Source organism: Rhizobium phaseoli (assembly GCF_001664385.1).
GTDB classification, from domain to species: domain Bacteria; phylum Pseudomonadota; class Alphaproteobacteria; order Rhizobiales; family Rhizobiaceae; genus Rhizobium; species Rhizobium phaseoli.
The window spans coordinates 1559474-1576794 of the sequence record NZ_CP013532.1; the positions used below are offsets into that span (position 1 = coordinate 1559474).

Genomic DNA, 17321 nt, shown 5'->3' on the forward strand with positions numbered 1-17321 from the left:
GATGTCCGTATGAATTCGCGTCATGGGGAGTTTTTCTGGCTTTTGGCCATTCAAGGCTTGGAATATACAAATGCCATGAACATTGCGACCCCCATCCACGCCAAATCCCCGAAGCCGGATACCAGGGTAGGCCACACGGCCTGTCCGCACGACTGTCCCTCCACCTGCGCGCTGGAGGTCGAGATCGCCGAGGACGGCCGCATCGGCCGCGTGCGCGGCGCGGGCGATCATTCCTATACCTCGGGCGTCATCTGCGCCAAGGTCGCCCGTTATGCCGAGCGGCTCTATCATCCCGACCGGCTGATGCATCCCTTGCGCCGCAGCGGCGCCAAGGGGGCAGGGCAGTGGCAGCAGATTTCCTGGGACGATGCGCTGGATGAGATCGCCGAAGCCTTCGTCAAGGCCGAGGCCAAAGACGGCAGCGAGGCGATCTGGCCCTATTTCTACGCCGGCACCATGGGCTGGGTGCAGCGCGATTCGATCGATCGCCTGCGCCACGCCAAGCGTTATTCCGGCTTCTTCTCGTCGATCTGCACCAATCCGGCCTGGACCGGCTTCACCATGGCGACCGGCACGCTGCGCGGCCCCGATCCGCGCGAAATGGGCCGCACCGATTGCGTCGTCATCTGGGGCACCAACGCGGTCTCGACCCAGGTCAACGTGATGACCCATGCGATCAAGTCGCGCAAGGAGCGCGGCGCCAAGATCGTCGTCATCGACATTTACGACAATCCGACGATGAAGCAGGCCGACATGGCCTTGATCGTCAGGCCCGGCACCGATGCGGCACTCGCCTGCGCGGTCATGCACGTCGCCTTCCGCGACGGCTATGCCGACCGGGATTACATGGCGCGCTATGCCGATGATCCCGCCGGTCTCGAAGCGCATCTGAAAACCAGGACGCCGCAATGGGCGGCCGAGATCACCGGCCTTTCGGTCGAGGAGATCGAAGCCTTCGCCCGCCTCGTCGGCACGACGAAAAAGACCTTCTTCCGCTTAGGCTACGGCTTCACCCGCCAGCGCAACGGCGCGGTCGCCATGCATGCGGCGGCTTCCGTCGCCACCGTGCTCGGCTCCTGGCAGTATGAGGGCGGCGGCGCCTTCCATTCCAACAACGATATCTTCCGCATGAACAATGCGGAACTGACCGGCAGGTCGATGAAGGATGCCGATATCCGCATGCTCGATCAGTCGCAGATCGGCCGCGTGCTGACCGGCGATCCGGTGGCCCTGCGCCACCGCGGCCCGGTCAAGGCCATGCTGATCCAGAACACCAATCCGGCCAACATCGCCCCCGAGCAGCGCCTCGTCAGACGCGGTTTTGCCCGCGAGGACCTGTTCGTCGCCGTGCATGAGCAGTTCATGACCGAGACGGCCGAGATCGCCGATATCGTCATTCCCGCGACGATGTTCGTCGAGCATGACGATATCTACCGGGCCGGCGGCCAGAATCATATCCTGCTCGGGCCGAAGCTGGTCGAGCCGCCGCCGACCGTGCGCACCAATCTCTTCGTCATCGAGGAACTGGCAAAACGCCTCGGGGTCGCCGATCGTCCCGGCTTCGGCTTCACCGCCCGCGAAATGGTCGATCGCTTGCTGGAATCGAGCGGCCTGCCGGGTTACGACCATTTCCTCGAGCACAAATGGTTCGATCGCCAGCCGGCTTTCGAGGAGGCGCATTTCCTGAACGGTTTTGCCCATCCGGACGGCAAGTTCCATTTCCGGCCGGACTGGATCAACCAGCCGGCGCCGAACAAGCCGCCGGCGGCGATCGGCGCGCTTGGACCGCATCGGGAGCTGCCTGTATTTCCCGATCAGGTCGATGTCATCGAAGTCGCCGATACCCGGCATCCCTTCCGTCTCGCCACCTCGCCCGCCCGCAACTTCCTCAATTCGAGCTTCTCCGAAACCAAGACGTCGCGTCAGAAGGAAGGCCGTCCCGAAGTGATGATCAATCCTGTTGATGCCGAGGCCAATGGCATTGCGCATGGCGATCTTGTCCGCATCGGCAACGGCCGCGGCGATCTGCGCATCCATGCCCGCATCACCACCGAGGTCAAGCCAGGCGTGTTGATCGCCGAGGGCCTCTGGCCGAACAAGGCGCATGTCGACGGCGAGGGCATCAACGTTCTGACCGGCGCCGACCCCGTCGCGCCGCATGGCGGAGCGGCCGTACACGATAACAAGGTCTGGCTTCGCAGGGACGCAGCATGACGCAGCCGAAATCACGCGTGAAGATCGTCAGCGCGGAAACGCTGTCGAATGGTTGGACAAAGCTCAGCAGCTATCTGCTCGACTATATCGACCGCAAAGGCGCGACCCAACGCTTGAAGCGGGAGGTCTACCACCGCACGCCCGCCGCCTGCATCCTGCTTTATGATCCGCGACGCGATCTCGTCATTCTCGTCCGCCAGTTCCGCCTTGCCGTGCATATGAACGGCGATCCCGCCTGGATGATCGAGGTGCCGGCCGGCCTCCTTGATGACGATCATCCCGAACAGGCGATCCGCCGCGAGGCGATGGAGGAAACGGGTTACCACCTGCGCGATGCGCGCTTCCTGTTCAAATGCTACCCGTCGCCCGGCGCCATCACCGAAGTCGTCCACTTCTTCGTCTCTGTGATCGACATCGCCGACCGCGTGGCGGAAGGCGGCGGCCTGGACGAGGAGCACGAGGATATCGAGGTTCTCGAAGTCCCGCTCGACGAGGCCGCCCAAATGATCGAAAACGGCGAGATCTTCGACGCCAAGACGATCATGCTGCTGCAATGGGCTCTGTTGAACAGGAATAAACTTCGATAGCGGGTGAGCGGTCTCGGGCAACCCGCCGGGTTGGCTCAAGACGGTTTCGGTATCGCGGTTCTGGCGTTCGAAAAGTTCATACGTTTGTCACGAAGCGGTTCTATCCGCTGCGGTCTGTCAATCATCGATGCGGTCAGGAGAAAGCCCATGTGGCTCAGCAATTTCACCCTCGTTCTCCCAAACGAGGTGGTGAGTGAAGGTTCCGTGCGCGTTGAAGACGGCGCCATCGCCGAGATCAGGCCGGAGCCGGTCGCCGGAGCAGCCATCGATGGCGGCGGACGGCTTCTGATGCCGGGCTTCGTCGATCTGCACGGCGACATGATCGAACGCGAGATCGCGCCGCGGCCGAATGCGACGATGCCAATCGATTTCGGCATCCACGAGCTCGACAAGAAGCTCGCCGCCGCCGGCGTCACCACCGCCTTTGCCGCCGTCTCCTTCGCCACCGAAAGCGTCTACGGCCACGTCCGCTCGCTGGAGACGACGTCTGCGGTGATCGAGGGCATCAACCGCCTGCGTGATAATCTGCTGATCGATCACCGCGTTCACGCCCGCTATGAAATCACCAATGTCGGCGCCGCTGCCGCGCTCGAGCGCCTGCTGAATGCCGATCAGATCGACATGGTCTCGCTCACCGACCACACGCCGGGCCAGGGCCAGTACAACAACCTGCAAAGCTACATCCTCAGCATTTCCGAGCGCCGCGCCATCTCCGAGGACATGGCCGCCGAGATCGTCGCCAAGCGCATCGCCATGCGCAATAACCCCGACATCGAGGCCAAGCTGAAGGAGATCGTCGCGCTGGCGCTGAAGCATAAGCTGTCGCTTGCCTCACATGACGATGACAGCGTCGAGAAGGTCGCCGAGATGCACGATCTCGGCGTCACCATCAGCGAGTTTCCGGTTACCGCACCGGCGGCCGAGGAAGCGCGCCGCCGCGGTCTCTGGACGCTGATGGGCGCGCCGAATGCGCTGCGCGGCCAGTCGATGTCAGGCAATCTCAGCGCCCTCGATGCCGCAAGGGCCGGTCTCTTGAGCATCATCGCCGCCGATTATCACCCGGCCGCCTTCGTGCCCGGCATCTTCAAGCTCGCCGACACGGTGCCAGGCGGCCTGCCGGCCGCCGTCGCCATGGCGACTGGCAACGCCGCCCGCTCCGCCGGCCTCCTGGACCGCGGCGAAATCGCCATCGGCCAGCGCGCCGATCTGGTGGCAGTCGAGGCCGGTGACATCAACCGCATCCGCGCCACCTTCCGCGCCGGCCGCTTCGTCTACAGCGACGGCACGTTACATCCCTTGCGGGCGCTGGCGGCTTAAGCGCGATCGCCGATCAGCGAAATCAGCTGGGCTTTGGGCGCAACGCCCGAAGCCTCGATGCCCACCGCCTTGCCGCCTTCCATCGTCACGCGGCCTTCAGCGAAGAGTCGCAGCGCCTGCGGGTAGATCTGGTGCTCGACGGTGAGCACGCGCGCGGCAAGGCTTTCGGCCGTGTCGCCTGTGAGAACCGGAACGGCGGCCTGGCCGATCACCGGCCCTTCATCCATGCCTTCGGTGACGAAATGCACGGTGCAGCCGGCGATGCGCATGCCGGCGTCGATGGCGCGCTGATGGGTGTGGAGGCCCGGAAACAGCGGCAGCAGGGAAGGGTGGATGTTGAGCATCCGGCCTTCGTAGCGCTGGATGAAGGTCGCCGTCAGCAGCCGCATATAGCCTGCCAGGCAGAGGATATCGGGCGAAAGCCCGTCGAGCGCCGAAAAGATCGCCGCCTCGTGCGCGTCCTTGCTGGCGTAGTCCCTGCGCGGAAAGGCAAAGGTGGCGATGCCCTCGGCCGCGGCCTTGGCAAGTCCGCCGGCCTCCGCCTTGTCTGATATCACGCCGACGATTTCGGCTGGATAATCGGCCGCCTTCGCCGCCGCGACCAGCGCCATCATGTTGGAGCCGCCGCCGGAGATGAGGACGACGACGCGTTTGCGCGGCGCGCTCATATGGCAAGCGTGCCCTTATAGACCGTGCCGGCAGCGCCTTCGGCGCGGGCGATCATGCGGCCGAGCGTGACGACGGTTTCGCCTTCGGCTTCGAGCGCTGCGGAAACGGCCGCGACATTCTCGGCTGCGACGACGACGATCATGCCAATGCCGCAATTGAAGGTGCGCAGCATCTCCTTGGCCTCGACGCCGCCCATCCTGGCGAGCCACGAGAAGACCGGCGGAACCTTGACGGCGGCAAGGTTGATCTCGGCTGCCAGATGCTTCGGCAGGACGCGCGGAATATTCTCCGGGAAACCGCCGCCGGTGATATGGGCGAGCGCCTTCAGCGCACCGGTTTCGCGGATCGCCTTCAGCAGCGGCTTCACATAGATGCGGGTCGGCTCCAGCAGCGCTTCGCCGAGCTTCTTGCCTTCGGCGAACGGCGCCGGCGCGTCCCAGCCGAGGCCGGACAGTTCCACGATCTTGCGGACCAGCGAGAAACCGTTGGAGTGGACGCCGGAGGAGGCGAGACCGAGAATTACGTCGCCTTCGGCAATGTCGCCGGAGGGAAGCAGCTTGCCGCGTTCGGCCGCGCCGACGGCAAAACCGGCAAGATCATAATCGCCGGAGGAATACATGCCCGGCATTTCGGCCGTCTCGCCGCCGATCAGCGCGCAGCCGGCCTGCCGGCAGCCGGCGGCAATGCCGCCGACGATCGCAGCACCCTGGTCGGGATCGAGCTTGCCGGTGGCGAAATAATCGAGGAAGAACAGCGGCTCGGCGCCCTGAACGACGAGATCGTTGACGCACATGGCGACGAGGTCGATGCCGACCGTGTCGTGATAGTCCGCGTCGATGGCGATCTTCAGCTTGGTGCCGACGCCGTCATTGGCGGCGACGAGAACCGGGTCGGTAAAGCCTGCGGCCTTGAGGTCGAACAGCCCGCCGAAGCCGCCGATCTCGCCATCGGCGCCCGGGCGCCGGGTCGAGCGCACCGCCGGCTTGATCTTTTCGACGAGGAGGTTGCCGGCATCGATGTCGACGCCCGCATCGCTGTAGGTCAGGCCGTTTTTCCCAGACTGGCTCATGCTGGTCTCCGATGGCTGTTTTCAGGCGGCAGACGCGCCGCGTCATCTGCCGGTCGCAATTGCATGACAGGGGCCTTTATGCAAGCGCTGCATGGCGAAAGCCCCCAATTTCCCGCGTCTTCCCTGAGCCTTTCCGGGATTTGTCGCGACAGGGTTGACCATCTTTGCGCCTGCATCCTATGTGCTGAATGGCCGCGTCGGATCGCATGCGGCGTTCGGCGGCGAGCGAAGCGGGGAAGCGATGCCACAGCATGTCAGCGGCAACAGCCTGAAACGCCAGATCTTCTTCTGGCTGGCGGTGCTCGTCTTCTTCATCGCCTTTCTCTATGTCTTCAGTTCGATCCTCCTGCCATTCATTGCCGGCATGGCGATCGCCTATTTTCTCGATCCGGTCGCCGATCGGCTGGAACGCCTGGGGCTCAGCCGCATGATGGCGACGGTCGGCATCCTGATCGCCTTCGTCATCGTCTTTGCGCTGGCGCTGATGATCCTTATTCCGGTGCTGATCAGCCAGTTCAACGATTTTGCCGAGCGCCTGCCGGGTTATATCAGCCAGCTGCAGCAGTTCATCACCCAGACGCAGAATTCGCTGCTGCCGGACTGGGTCAAGAGCCAGGCCGGCACGATCAAGGACAATCTCTCCGGCATCCTCTCCGAAGGCATGGGCTTCCTGACCGGCCTCTTCGCGCAGATCTGGAATTCCGGCAAGGCGATCGTCGATGTTATCTCGCTGCTCGTCGTCACCCCCGTCGTCGCCTTCTATATCCTGCTCGATTGGGACCGCATGGTCGACAAGGTCGATCAGTGGATCCCGCGCGATTACGTCAATGATGTCCGTCAGATCGCCAGCGAGATCGACCAGGCGATCGCCGGCTTCATTCGCGGCCAGGGCTCTCTCTGCCTCATTCTCGGCATCTATTACGCCGCTGGCCTGTCGCTCGTCGGGCTGAATTTCGGCCTGCTGATCGGCCTCTTCGCCGGCATGATCAGTTTCATTCCCTATGTCGGCTCACTGGTCGGCCTCGTTCTCGCCGTCGGCGTGGCGATCGTGCAGTTCTGGCCGGAGTACCCGTGGATCGGCCTGGTGCTCGCCGTTTTCTTCAGCGGCCAGTTCCTGGAGGGCAACATTCTGCAGCCGAAGCTCGTCGGCTCCAGCGTCGGCCTGCACCCGGTCTGGCTGATGTTTGCGCTGTTTGCCTTCGGCGCGCTGTTCGGTTTCGTCGGGCTTCTGGTCGCGGTGCCGGCAGCCGCTGCCGTCGGCGTCCTTGTTCGCTTTGCGCTTTCGCGCTACCTTCAGAGCGATCTTTATTTTGGCGGGTCGCCGAGCGGCCGCGCTCAGAAGACGAAATCAGTTCCCAATGAATGACGTGAAGAACGCTGATCCGAAGCGCAAGGCCGGAGAGCAGCTGCCGCTGGTCTTTTCGCACGATGCCGCCAGCGGCCGCGACGATCTCCTGATCTCGGAGCGTCTGGCCGCCGCTGTGTCGATTGTCGATGCCTGGCCGGCATGGCCGTCGCCGGTCGTCGTGCTTGCCGGTCCGGTCGGCTCTGGGAAATCGCATCTCGCCCGCATCTGGCGGGAGTTGAGCGGCGCCGTCGACATTCGCCCGGATCTTGGCTCGGATGCCGCCGTCGCCGCTGCCGCCGGCCCGGTGCTGTTCGAGGATGCCGACCGCCTCGGCTTCGATGACAACGCGCTTTTCCACGTGATCAACAGCGTTCGCGAACATGGCACCAGCCTGTTGATGACAAGCCGCCTGTGGCCGATCTCCTGGCCGGTTTTGCTGCCCGATCTGCGCTCGCGCCTGAAGGCTGCGACCGTCGTCGAGATCGGCGAACCCGACGAGGCGTTGTTGTCGCAGGTGATCGTCAAGCTCTTCGCCGACCGCCAGCTTTATATAGATGACAAACTCGTGCTCTATATCGTCAACAGGATGGAGCGGTCGCTGAACGCGGCCCAGACGATCGTCGAAAGGCTCGACCGGCTGGCCCTGTCGCGGGGCACGAAGATCACCCGGTCCCTTGCCGCCGAAGTATTGAATGAATTGGGAAATTCGGAACCGGCCGATTGACTGTCACAGTTCCGTCGTGAAACTGATATAATTGCCGTCGCGATTGGAAACGGGGTAGCGGACCATGGATAGCGCAGTCGCAGAACATCAGGAACTCACTCCGGAAACCAACGACAACACGCCCCCGCTCGAAGAGCTGCTGACAAGTCCCGAACGCTTCATCAACCGCGAATTCTCCTGGCTCCAGTTCAATCGCCGCGTCCTCGAAGAGACGCTGAATACCGAGCATCCGCTGCTCGAGCGCGTCCGCTTCCTGTCGATCTCGGCCGCCAACCTCGACGAGTTCTTCATGGTGCGCGTCGCCGGTCTTGAGGGCCAGGTGCGCCAGAACATCGCCATCCGCAGCCCCGACGGCAAGACGCCGGCCGAGCAGCTCGATTCGATCCTGCAGGAGATTGATCATCTGCAGATGGAGCAGCAGGCCTCGCTCGCCGTGCTGCAGCAGTATCTCGCCAAGGAAGACATTCTGATCGTGCGCCCCGGCGCGCTCAGCGATGCCGACCGCCAATGGCTGGCCGCCGAATTCGAACAGTCGATCTTCCCGGTGCTGACGCCGCTGTCGATCGACCCGGCCCACCCGTTCCCGTTCATTCCCAATCTCGGCTTCTCGATCGGCCTGCAACTCGTCAGCAAGAGCGGCCGTGAACCGATGACGGCGCTCTTGCGCCTGCCGCCGGCGCTCGACCGCTTCGTCCGCCTGCCGGATGATGCGAGCACGATCCGCTACATCACACTGGAAGATGTCGCCAACATCTTCATCCATCGGCTCTACCCGGGTTACGAGGTGCAGGGCTCCGGTACCTTCCGCGTCATCCGCGACAGCGATATCGAGGTCGAGGAAGAGGCCGAAGATCTCGTCCGCTTCTTCGAAACGGCGCTGAAGCGCCGCCGCCGCGGCAAGGTCATCCGCATCGAGACCGACTCGGAAATGCCGGCCTCGCTGCGCCAGTTCGTCGTCCAGGCGCTCAGCATCCCCGAGAACCGCGTCGCTGTCCTGCCTGGACTTCTGGCGTTAAACACGCTTTCCGAGATCACTAAGGCGCCGCGCGACGATCTCAGGTTTCAGCCCTACAATGCGCGATTTCCCGAGCGCGTCCGCGAACATGCCGGCGACTGCTTCGCCGCCATCCGCGAGAAGGACATGGTTGTCCACCACCCTTATGAGTCCTTCGACGTGGTGGTCCAGTTCCTTCTCCAGGCTGCGCGCGATCCTGACGTTCTGGCGATAAAGCAGACGCTATACCGCACCTCCAACGACAGCCCGATCGTGCGTGCGCTTATCGACGCCGCCGAAGCCGGCAAATCGGTGACGGCGCTTGTCGAGCTCAAGGCCCGCTTCGACGAAGAGGCGAACATCCGCTGGGCGCGCGATCTCGAGCGCGCCGGCGTGCAGGTCGTCTTCGGCTTCATCGAGCTGAAGACCCACGCCAAGATGTCGATGGTCGTCCGGCGTGAGGAGGGCAAGCTCAGGACCTATTGCCACCTCGGGACCGGCAACTACCACCCGATCACCGCCAAGATCTATACCGACCTGTCCTATTTCACCTGCAATCCGGTCATCGCCCACGACATGGCGAACATCTTCAACTTCATCACCGGCTACGGCGAGCCAGAGCAGGGCATGCAGCTCGCCGTCTCGCCCTATACGCTGCGCTCGCGCATCATTCGCCATATCGAGGAGGAGATCCAGCACGCCAGGAACGGCGCGCCGGCGGCGATCTGGATGAAGATGAACGCCCTCGTCGATCCCGACATCATCGACGCGCTCTATCGCGCCAGCCATGCCGGCGTGGAGATCGATCTCGTCGTGCGCGGCATCTGCTGCCTGCGTCCGCAGGTGCCTGGCCTCTCGGAGAAGATCCGCGTCAAGTCGATCGTCGGCCGCTTCCTCGAGCACAGCCGCATCTTCTGCTTCGGCAACGGCCACGGCCTGCCATCCGACAAGGCGCTGGTTTACATCGGTTCAGCCGACATGATGCCGAGAAACCTCGATCGCCGCGTCGAGACGATGGTACCGCTGACGAATCCGACTGTTCACGAGCAGGTCTTGTCACAGATTATGCTCGGCAACGTGATTGACAATCAGCAAAGCTACGAGATATTGCCCGACGGTACGTCGCGCCGCATGGAAGTACGCAGGGGCGAAGAACCGTTCAATGCGCAGCAGTATTTCATGACCAATCCGAGCCTTTCGGGCCGTGGTGAAGCTCTGAAGTCCAGCGCGCCGAAGCTCATCGCAGGCCTGCTCGAAGGCCGCAACAACAAGTAATACTGGACCTAAATGGTTGAATCTGAAGCCCAGGGGCGCCTTCCGGGGATCGCTCCGGTCTCCGTTGTCGACATCGGATCGAACTCCATTCGTCTCGTCGTCTACGAAGGCATGTCCCGCTCGCCGACCATTCTTTTCAACGAAAAGGTCCTCTGCGGCCTCGGCAAAGGCATAGCCGTCACCGGCAAGATGGATGAAGAGAGCGTCGGCCGGGCTCTGGCGGCGCTGCACCGTTTCAAGGCCCTGTCCGACCAGGCGCGCGCCGCCACCATGTATGTTCTGGCGACCGCCGCCGCCCGCGAGGCGAGCAACGGTCCCGATTTCATCCATCAGGCGGAAACCATCCTCGGCCGCAAGGTTCGCGTGCTGTCGGGCGAGGAGGAGGCGAAGTTCGCCTCGCTCGGCATCATCAGCGGCTTCTTCAATCCCGACGGCATTGCCGGCGATCTCGGCGGCGGTTCGCTGGAACTGATCGACATCAAGGGCAAAGAGGTCGGCAAGGGCATCACCTTGCCGCTCGGCGGCCTGCGCCTGTCGGAATATGCCGGCGGCTCGCTTTCCAAGGCCAGAACCTTTGCCCGTAAACAGGTAAAGACGGCAAAGCTCTTGTCGAAGGGCGAGGGCCGCACCTTCTACGCCGTCGGCGGCACCTGGCGAAACATCGCCAAGCTGCACATGGAAATCACCCATTATCCGCTGCACATGATGCAGGGGTATGAGGTATCGCTCGAAGCGATGATGCTGTTCCTCGAACAGGTGGTGACCGCGCGCGATTCCCGCGAGCCGGCGCTGCAGGCCGTGTCCAAGCACCGCCGTTCGCTTTTGCCCTTCGGCGCCGTCGCCATGAAGGAAGTGCTGAGCGCCATGAAGCCGTCGATGATTTCCTTCTCGGCGCAGGGCGTGCGCGAGGGGTATCTCTACTCGCTGCTGTCCGAGTCCGAGCGCCGGCTCGATCCGCTGCTGGCCGCCGCCGGTGAGTTGGCGATCCTGCGTGCCCGTTCGCCCGAGCATGCCCGCGAACTGGCGGAATGGACCGGCCGGATGATGCCCTTCTTCGACGTCCAGGAAACCGAAGAGGAAAGCCGTTATCGCCAGGCTGCCTGTCTGCTCGCCGATATCAGCTGGCGCGCCCACCCTGATTATCGCGGCCTGCAGGCACTGAACGTCATCGCCCACTCTTCCTTCGTCGGCATCAGCCATCCCGGCCGTGCCTTCATCGCGCTGACCAATTACTATCGTTTCGAGGGTCTGCACGACGACGGCGCCACCGGCCCGTTGGCGCAGATCGCCACGCCACCCTTCATCGAGCGCGCCAAGCTGCTCGGCGGCATGCTGCGCGTCGTCTACCTCTTCTCGGCCTCGATGCCCGGCATCGTCAAAAATCTGACCTTCCGCAGATCCTCAAACCCGGACTTCGATCTCGAATTCGTCGTGCCGCCAGAATACCGCGATTTCGCCGGCGAACGCCTGGACGGCCGCCTGCAGCAGCTGTCGAGGCTGACGAACAAGAGGCTGGCGTTTCGGTTCGAGTAGGGTGGTGCAATGGTCGTTGTGCCGTGCCGGCCATCTCCCCCACAGGTGGGGAGATCGGCTAGGCGCACCGGTTTCCCAAAGCAATTGCCGTTGCAGCGCGACGAAACGGTAGAGGGGTGGGAAGGCTAAGCCAATTGTGATCTCCCCACCTGTGGGGGAGATGCCCGGCGGGGCAGAGGGGGCTGGCGCGGCACACCATCAGATACATAACTTGCTAAACAAAAGGGCGGCACTTCCGCACCGCTCCCTCCATCTCACATCAAACCCAAATTACTTCGCGTTCAAAAACTCGCCAACCTCAAGCAGGCTGAACTCGTTATTGTCGGCCTTGTCGACGGCGCGGCCGGCGGAGAAGGGCAGGTTGTTGTCGTTGCCGATGATGATGTGCGTGGCGTCGACGCGGTCGACGTTTTCGATCGTCACGAACGGCATGTCGTAGACGCCGTCCTTGGTTCCGGCTTTCTTCTTGTTATCGGGATCCTGAATGTTCAAGAGGTCGATATAGCCGATCTTGCGGACGGCCTTGCCGGCATTGGCATCGTTGAACTCGATCTTGTAGACGCGCTTCAGCTCGGCAGGCGCCTCGAAGCAATCCGGCTTCGGCTGCTTCGGATCGGCACAGGCCTTGTCCTTGGTGCCGGCGCCGCTGTCACGCTCGATGACGAGCGCGGTCGTATCGTCGAGCATGTTGAAATCGCCGATCGACACGCCCTTGTCCTCGAACGGATAGAGCCAGCTGCGGCCGGTCCACTTCTTGGCGGCGACGTCGAATTCGATGATGCGGATGGCAGTGTGGCCGTCGGCCGTTTCCATCGTGCCGTCGTCCTTGTAGATGGCGCCTTCAAGCAGACCGTAGAGCCTGGAGCCATCCTTCGACATGGCGAGGCCTTCGAAGCCGCCGGAGCGCTTCAGATTGAAGACCGGCATCTTCGCGGCCGGATTGCCCGGCAGCTGGATCAGCGGATTGTCGGGCGACAGCACCGGCTTGCCGTCGAGCGTGGTCGGGATGACATCGGTCAGGCGGCCCGCCGTGTCGAATTTCAGGATGTAGGGGCCGAACTCGTCGCCCAGCCAGAAACCATCGGCAACCGGCTGGATCGATTCGATGTCGAAGTCGGCGCCGGTGAGGTAGCGCGTGTCGGTACCTTCGAGCACGATCGGGAACGGAGCGATTTTGTTCGGGTCGGAGAGGAAGAGGTTCTTGACGACTTCAGCCTTGTTGGCGGCCCAGTCGAACTTCATCTGGTGCAGGAACAGCATCGAGTCGGAGGAATTGGCCTTGGAACCGAAGCCGTTGTCGGAGAGCGTCCAGAAGGTGCCGTCGGCCATCGTCTTGATGCCCGAGAAGCCCTGAATCGGCTGGCCGTCGAAGGGGAGCTTGAGGTCGGTCACGCGGGCGCCGTCCTTGCCGGGAAGGGTGCCGAGCGCCTCGGTGCGCTTGCGGTCCGCCGTCGTGAACTTGCCGGAATGCTTGAGGAACTCAGGAGCGTCGGCCGGCACCGCAATCATGGTGTTGGCAGGCAGGATCGCCTGGCCGGCTAGCTTGGCCGGGAATTGCTGCTGGTCGGCCCAAACAGGACCGGCAATCAGGATGAAAAGCGATACGGAAGCAAAAAGGATGTTGTTCATAATATCCCCATGGAACGGATGCGAATGGCTTCCGCTTAGCAGGGCTTCCGTGTCAGCGAATTGACGGTTGGGTGAAGCTTTGGTGACGCGGTGGTAAGAGCGTTGCTCAGCCGTGCAGAACGACTGCAGGCGTGTTCAGCACGGTCACCGCGCGCGAGGAAAGCGCCATGACGCCGAGTGCCTGGCCGCGTCCCTTGACGGCATGGATGCCGAGATCGTCGCAGGAGATGTCGTCGGGAAAGGTCATGCGCCCGGCAAGCTCCGCGGAAATCAGCACCTGCCGGTTCAGGCTACGGCAGAGCGTCTCCAGGCGAGCGGTCGTATTCACCGTATCGCCGAAATAGCTGATCTTGTGGTGGTCGACGCCGACTTCCGCGGTGATGATCTCGCCGCCGTGAAGAGCGGCGCGAAGTTTCGGCACCTGTCCGTAATTTTTCCGCCAGCCGGCGGCATTGGCTTCGATATCGGCAAGGATGTCGAAGATACAGCGCACGCACCGCGCATCCTTGACGCCGCGGGCAAGCGGCCAGGTAATGATCGCCGCATCGCCGACATAGTCGTTGATCGTGCCCTTGTGGCGTCGCACCGGCTCGGCAAAGGTCGCAAACAGCGAGCTGAGCAGCTGCTGCGCCCTGAGGTCGCCGTGCTTTTCGGCAAAAGCCGTCGAATCGACGAGATCGATGAACAGGAAGACCCGCTCTTCCTTGACCGGATTGCGATAGCGGCTGATGAGCATGCTGATGAATACTTCGCGGCCGAGCAGCTCCCGCACGCGCAGGATAAAGATCAGCGCCGAGCAGACGGCAAGCGCATAGAGGAAGACATTGAAGGGCATGATCACCAGGTCGAGGAGTGGCGACGGCTTCAGCACCCCGAGCGAGCGAAGCAGCAGGCCGGCGCAGGCGAAACCGATGCTCATCAGGATCTCGTAGATCACCAGCTCGGTGATGATGAAGACGAAGGTCGGCAGCTTCTGGATGCGCCTGTAGAGCCCGCGAAACAGCACCTTGCGTTCGAAGGCGATGATCGGCATGCCGATGAACAGTGCAAAGATCGCCCCGACGACTGGCGTCTGGTCGGAGTAGAACATCGAATCATAGACGACGCCGCTCGCCGCGAGGACGATGACGATCAGGATCCAGTTCTGCGTCGGAGATATTTCCCGCATGCCGCCCCTTCCTCCGCCATTGTTTCAGTTGCGAAAAAGGCGTCGAGCGAATTCGATTTGGTGTCAGAGTGCGACGGTTTCAACCTTCCGGCCGGCGAATCGCAATCCAATCTGGCCCTGTATCAGCTGCAGCGCCGGCTCGCCGAAAAGATCGCGCCGCCAGCCGTGCAGGGCAGCGACGTCGGCCTTCTCGCCATCGGCGGCGATCTTGTCGAGATCCTCGCTGTTGGCGATCACCTTCGGCGCTACGCCGTGTTTTTCCGAGATCAGCTTCAAGAGCACTTTCAACAGCTCGACGGCGGCAGCTGCGCCCTCCGGCGCCTGCGTCTGCCGCGGCACATGCGGCATATCCGCCTTCGGAAGAGCGAGCGCCGCGTTGACGGCTTCGACGACTGCCGCGCCGGAGGCGGAGCGCTCCCAGCCTTTGGGAATGGTGCGCAAGCGGCCCAGCGCTTCGGCATCCTTCGGCTGCTGCTGGGCGACCTCATAGATCGCATCGTCCTTCAATACGCGCGAACGCGGCACGTTTCGCGCCCGCGCCTCGCGCTCACGCCAGGCGGCGACATATTTCAGGATCGCCAGCTCCTGCGGCTTGCGCAGACGCATCTTCAGCCGCTGCCAGGCGTCGTCAGGATGCATGTCATAGGTTTCGCGCGCCTCGAGGATATTCATTTCCTCGGTGAGCCAGGACGTGCGGCCTTCGCGATCGAGTTCGGCCTTCAGCGACAGATAGACGTCGCGCAGATGCGTGACGTCGGCCAGCGCATATTCCAGCTGCTTGTCGGAGAGCGGCCGGCGGCTCCAGTCGGTGAAGCGCGACGACTTGTCGATATGGACGTTCTTGATGCGGCTGACCAGCTGATCATAGGAGACGCTGTCGCCGAAACCGCAGACCATGGCGGCGACCTGCGTGTCGAAGATCGGATGCGGAATGAGATTGCCGCGATTGAAGATGATTTCGATGTCCTGGCGCGCCGCATGAAAGACCTTCAGCACCTTGGTATCGGCCATCAGCTCGAAGAAGGGGGCGAGGTCGATGCCCTTGGCCAGCGGGTCGACGAGAACCTCCAATGTCGGGCTTGCCATCTGGATCAGGCAGAGCTCCGGCCAGAAGGTCGTCTCACGCAGGAATTCGGTGTCGATGGTGATGAAGTCGGACTTGGCCAGCTCTTTGCAGGCGGCCGCCAAATCGGCGGTGGTTTCGATCATATCAATTCATTCGCAAGGAAAAGGTCGGTTGAACCTTCCTTCTCCTTTCGCTTCGATATGTCAATACAACAGCATAAGCTTCACGCATTGCTGGCGAAGAATCACGTCCAAACTGAGGCAAAGCGAATGCTTCAGCTCACTCTGACATAGCTGGTCATGCCCGTCTTCTGATGTTCGATGATGTGGCAATGCAGCACCCAGTCGCCGGGATTGTCGGCGACGAGAGCCAGTTGCACCTTCTCGTCCGGCTGGACAAGGTAGGTGTCGGAGATGAGCGGCATCACCTCCCGTGTCGAGGACGAGATCACCGTGAAGCTCATTCCGTGCAGATGGATCGGATGGGCGTGCGGCGTGGTGTTCTCCAGATTGAAGACATAGCTCTTGCCGAGTTTCAGTTCCGCCAGCGGCGCCGTCGGATCGGGAGTGTCGCCGGGCCAGGGCACCTTGTTGATCGCCCAGAAGCTGTAGCCGAGCGTGCCGCAGATACTCTCGACGGCGGCATTTTCCGCGGTGGCGCTGAGGATCAGCGGGATCTCAACGGCAGCGGAAAGATCGGCCTTGGGAACGGGGTTTTCGGCAAGCCGGCCGAGATCGCCGATATTGCGTTTCAAGGACTGTCCGACGGCACGCAGGCTGGCGATCGTCTTCGGCGTCGTGCCGCGGATATCCTCGAGCGTCGCGACGGCGCCTTCGCCGTCCGGCATGCGCACGGCAAGGTCGAGCCGCTGTCCGGGCCCGATCTGCAGGAGCTCGAGGGGAAAGCGTTTCGGCACCGGATTGCCGTCGATGGCGATGACGGTCGCATCGGCGCCTGCCATCGTCAGCGAGAAAATGCGCGTCACGTCGGTGATGGCGATGCGCAACCGCACCAGCCCCCCGGCCGGCGCGTCATATTGCGGTTCCTGATGCCAATTGGCAGTCCGCACCGTGCCGTAGGTACCGCTCTTGGCGGCATCGCGCGGCCGGAAGGGGGCGATGAACTGCCCGTCGCCGCCAAGGCGCCAGTCGCGCAGGTTCAGCAGCACCTCGGCATCGAATTCGGGATCGGCCGGATCCTCGACCACGAGCATGCCGGTCATGCCGTGGCCGATCTGCGTCAGCGTGTTGCAGTGCGGGTGATACCAGAAGGTGCCGGCATCGGGCGGCGTGAAAGCATAGTCGAAACTGTCGCCGGTGTAGATATAGGGCTGGGTCACGAAGGGCACGCCGTCCATGCGGTTGTCGATGCGCAGCCCGTGCCAATGGATCGTCGTCGGCTCGTCTAGCTGGTTGTTCAGCCGTGCCGCGTAGGGCCGCCCCTTCGTCATCCTCAGAACCGGCGGCATGCCGTCATGGCCCCAGCTCATGACATTCCGGGTCGGCCCCGCCTCGGTCAGCATGGCCTCGGTCTTCACAGCGGTCAGCAGCTGCGGCTCCGGTGCGGCAGCGGCGAGTCCGAATTTACCGGCAAGGCCCATGCCGACGCCGTAGGCGCCCGCGACGGCGGATGCCTTGAGAAGGTTGCGGCGGGTCAGCAAAGGCATACGAGGCTCCACGATGAGATTGCACCTCCTTTTAAAGTTGACCGACATCTTCATCAATACAG

The 17321-nt window shown here is 62.8% G+C and carries 13 protein-coding genes; 7 read left to right on the plus strand and 6 right to left on the minus strand.

All coding sequences use genetic code 11. The annotated features are described in order from the left end of the window. Positions 1-9: 9 nt before the first annotated feature. The 3 genes from AMC88_RS07605 to AMC88_RS07615 all read left to right on the plus strand — a co-directional run bounded on the left by AMC88_RS07605 (position 10) and on the right by AMC88_RS07615 (position 4118). Entirely contained in the window at positions 10-2214 is a 2205-nt protein-coding gene (locus tag AMC88_RS07605) for a molybdopterin-containing oxidoreductase family protein (protein WP_064825060.1), read from the plus strand. Beyond that, positions 2211-2801, plus strand: coding sequence for an NUDIX domain-containing protein (locus AMC88_RS07610; protein ID WP_064825061.1), 591 nt, complete (start codon positions 2211-2213; stop codon positions 2799-2801). Before AMC88_RS07605 ends, AMC88_RS07610 begins: the two co-directional genes overlap by 4 nt. Before the next feature lie 147 nt (positions 2802-2948). After that, a complete protein-coding gene (locus AMC88_RS07615; protein WP_064825062.1) occupies positions 2949-4118 on the plus strand; it encodes an alpha-D-ribose 1-methylphosphonate 5-triphosphate diphosphatase in 1170 nt (389 codons plus the stop codon). Here AMC88_RS07615 and purN read toward each other — a convergent pair. Beyond that, positions 4115-4786, minus strand: a complete 672-nt coding sequence (gene purN, locus AMC88_RS07620) for a phosphoribosylglycinamide formyltransferase (RefSeq protein WP_010023186.1) — start codon at positions 4784-4786, stop codon at positions 4115-4117. The two genes, AMC88_RS07615 and purN, sit on opposite strands and share 4 nt — an antisense overlap. Continuing rightward, a complete protein-coding gene (gene purM, locus AMC88_RS07625) occupies positions 4783-5856 on the minus strand; it encodes a phosphoribosylformylglycinamidine cyclo-ligase (protein ID WP_064825063.1) in 1074 nt (357 codons plus the stop codon). Before purM ends, purN begins: the two co-directional genes overlap by 4 nt. 241 nt (positions 5857-6097) lie before the next feature. Between purM and AMC88_RS07630 the strand changes: the two genes are divergently transcribed. From AMC88_RS07630 to ppx, 4 genes are all read left to right on the plus strand, one after another. After that, complete coding sequence (locus AMC88_RS07630) at positions 6098-7222, plus strand: AI-2E family transporter (RefSeq protein WP_064825832.1); 1125 nt, start codon at positions 6098-6100, stop codon at positions 7220-7222. Beyond that, entirely contained in the window at positions 7215-7928 is a 714-nt protein-coding gene (gene hdaA, locus AMC88_RS07635) for a DnaA regulatory inactivator HdaA (RefSeq protein ID WP_064825064.1), read from the plus strand. The genes AMC88_RS07630 and hdaA overlap by 8 nt, the downstream gene beginning before the upstream one ends. A 64-nt stretch (positions 7929-7992) precedes the next feature. Continuing rightward, positions 7993-10197, plus strand: coding sequence for an RNA degradosome polyphosphate kinase (locus AMC88_RS07640; protein ID WP_064825065.1), 2205 nt, complete (start codon positions 7993-7995; stop codon positions 10195-10197). A gap of 12 nt (positions 10198-10209) precedes the next feature. Continuing rightward, complete coding sequence (gene ppx, locus AMC88_RS07645; RefSeq protein WP_064825066.1) at positions 10210-11730, plus strand: exopolyphosphatase; 1521 nt, start codon at positions 10210-10212, stop codon at positions 11728-11730. A gap of 270 nt (positions 11731-12000) precedes the next feature. On the opposite strand, the gene AMC88_RS07650 is transcribed toward ppx, so the two are convergent. From AMC88_RS07650 to AMC88_RS07665, 4 genes are all read right to left on the minus strand, one after another. Next, positions 12001-13359 (minus strand): esterase-like activity of phytase family protein, encoded by a 1359-nt coding sequence (locus AMC88_RS07650; protein WP_064825067.1) that lies wholly within the window; start codon positions 13357-13359, stop codon positions 12001-12003. 106 nt (positions 13360-13465) lie between these two features. Then, positions 13466-14527 (minus strand): adenylate/guanylate cyclase domain-containing protein, encoded by a 1062-nt coding sequence (locus tag AMC88_RS07655; protein ID WP_064825068.1) that lies wholly within the window; start codon positions 14525-14527, stop codon positions 13466-13468. 63 nt (positions 14528-14590) lie between these two features. Further along, entirely contained in the window at positions 14591-15736 is a 1146-nt protein-coding gene (gene rnd, locus AMC88_RS07660; protein ID WP_004669591.1) for a ribonuclease D, read from the minus strand. A 131-nt stretch (positions 15737-15867) separates the two neighbouring features. Beyond that, entirely contained in the window at positions 15868-17259 is a 1392-nt protein-coding gene (locus AMC88_RS07665) for a multicopper oxidase family protein (protein ID WP_064825069.1), read from the minus strand. Positions 17260-17321: the final 62 nt, after the last annotated feature.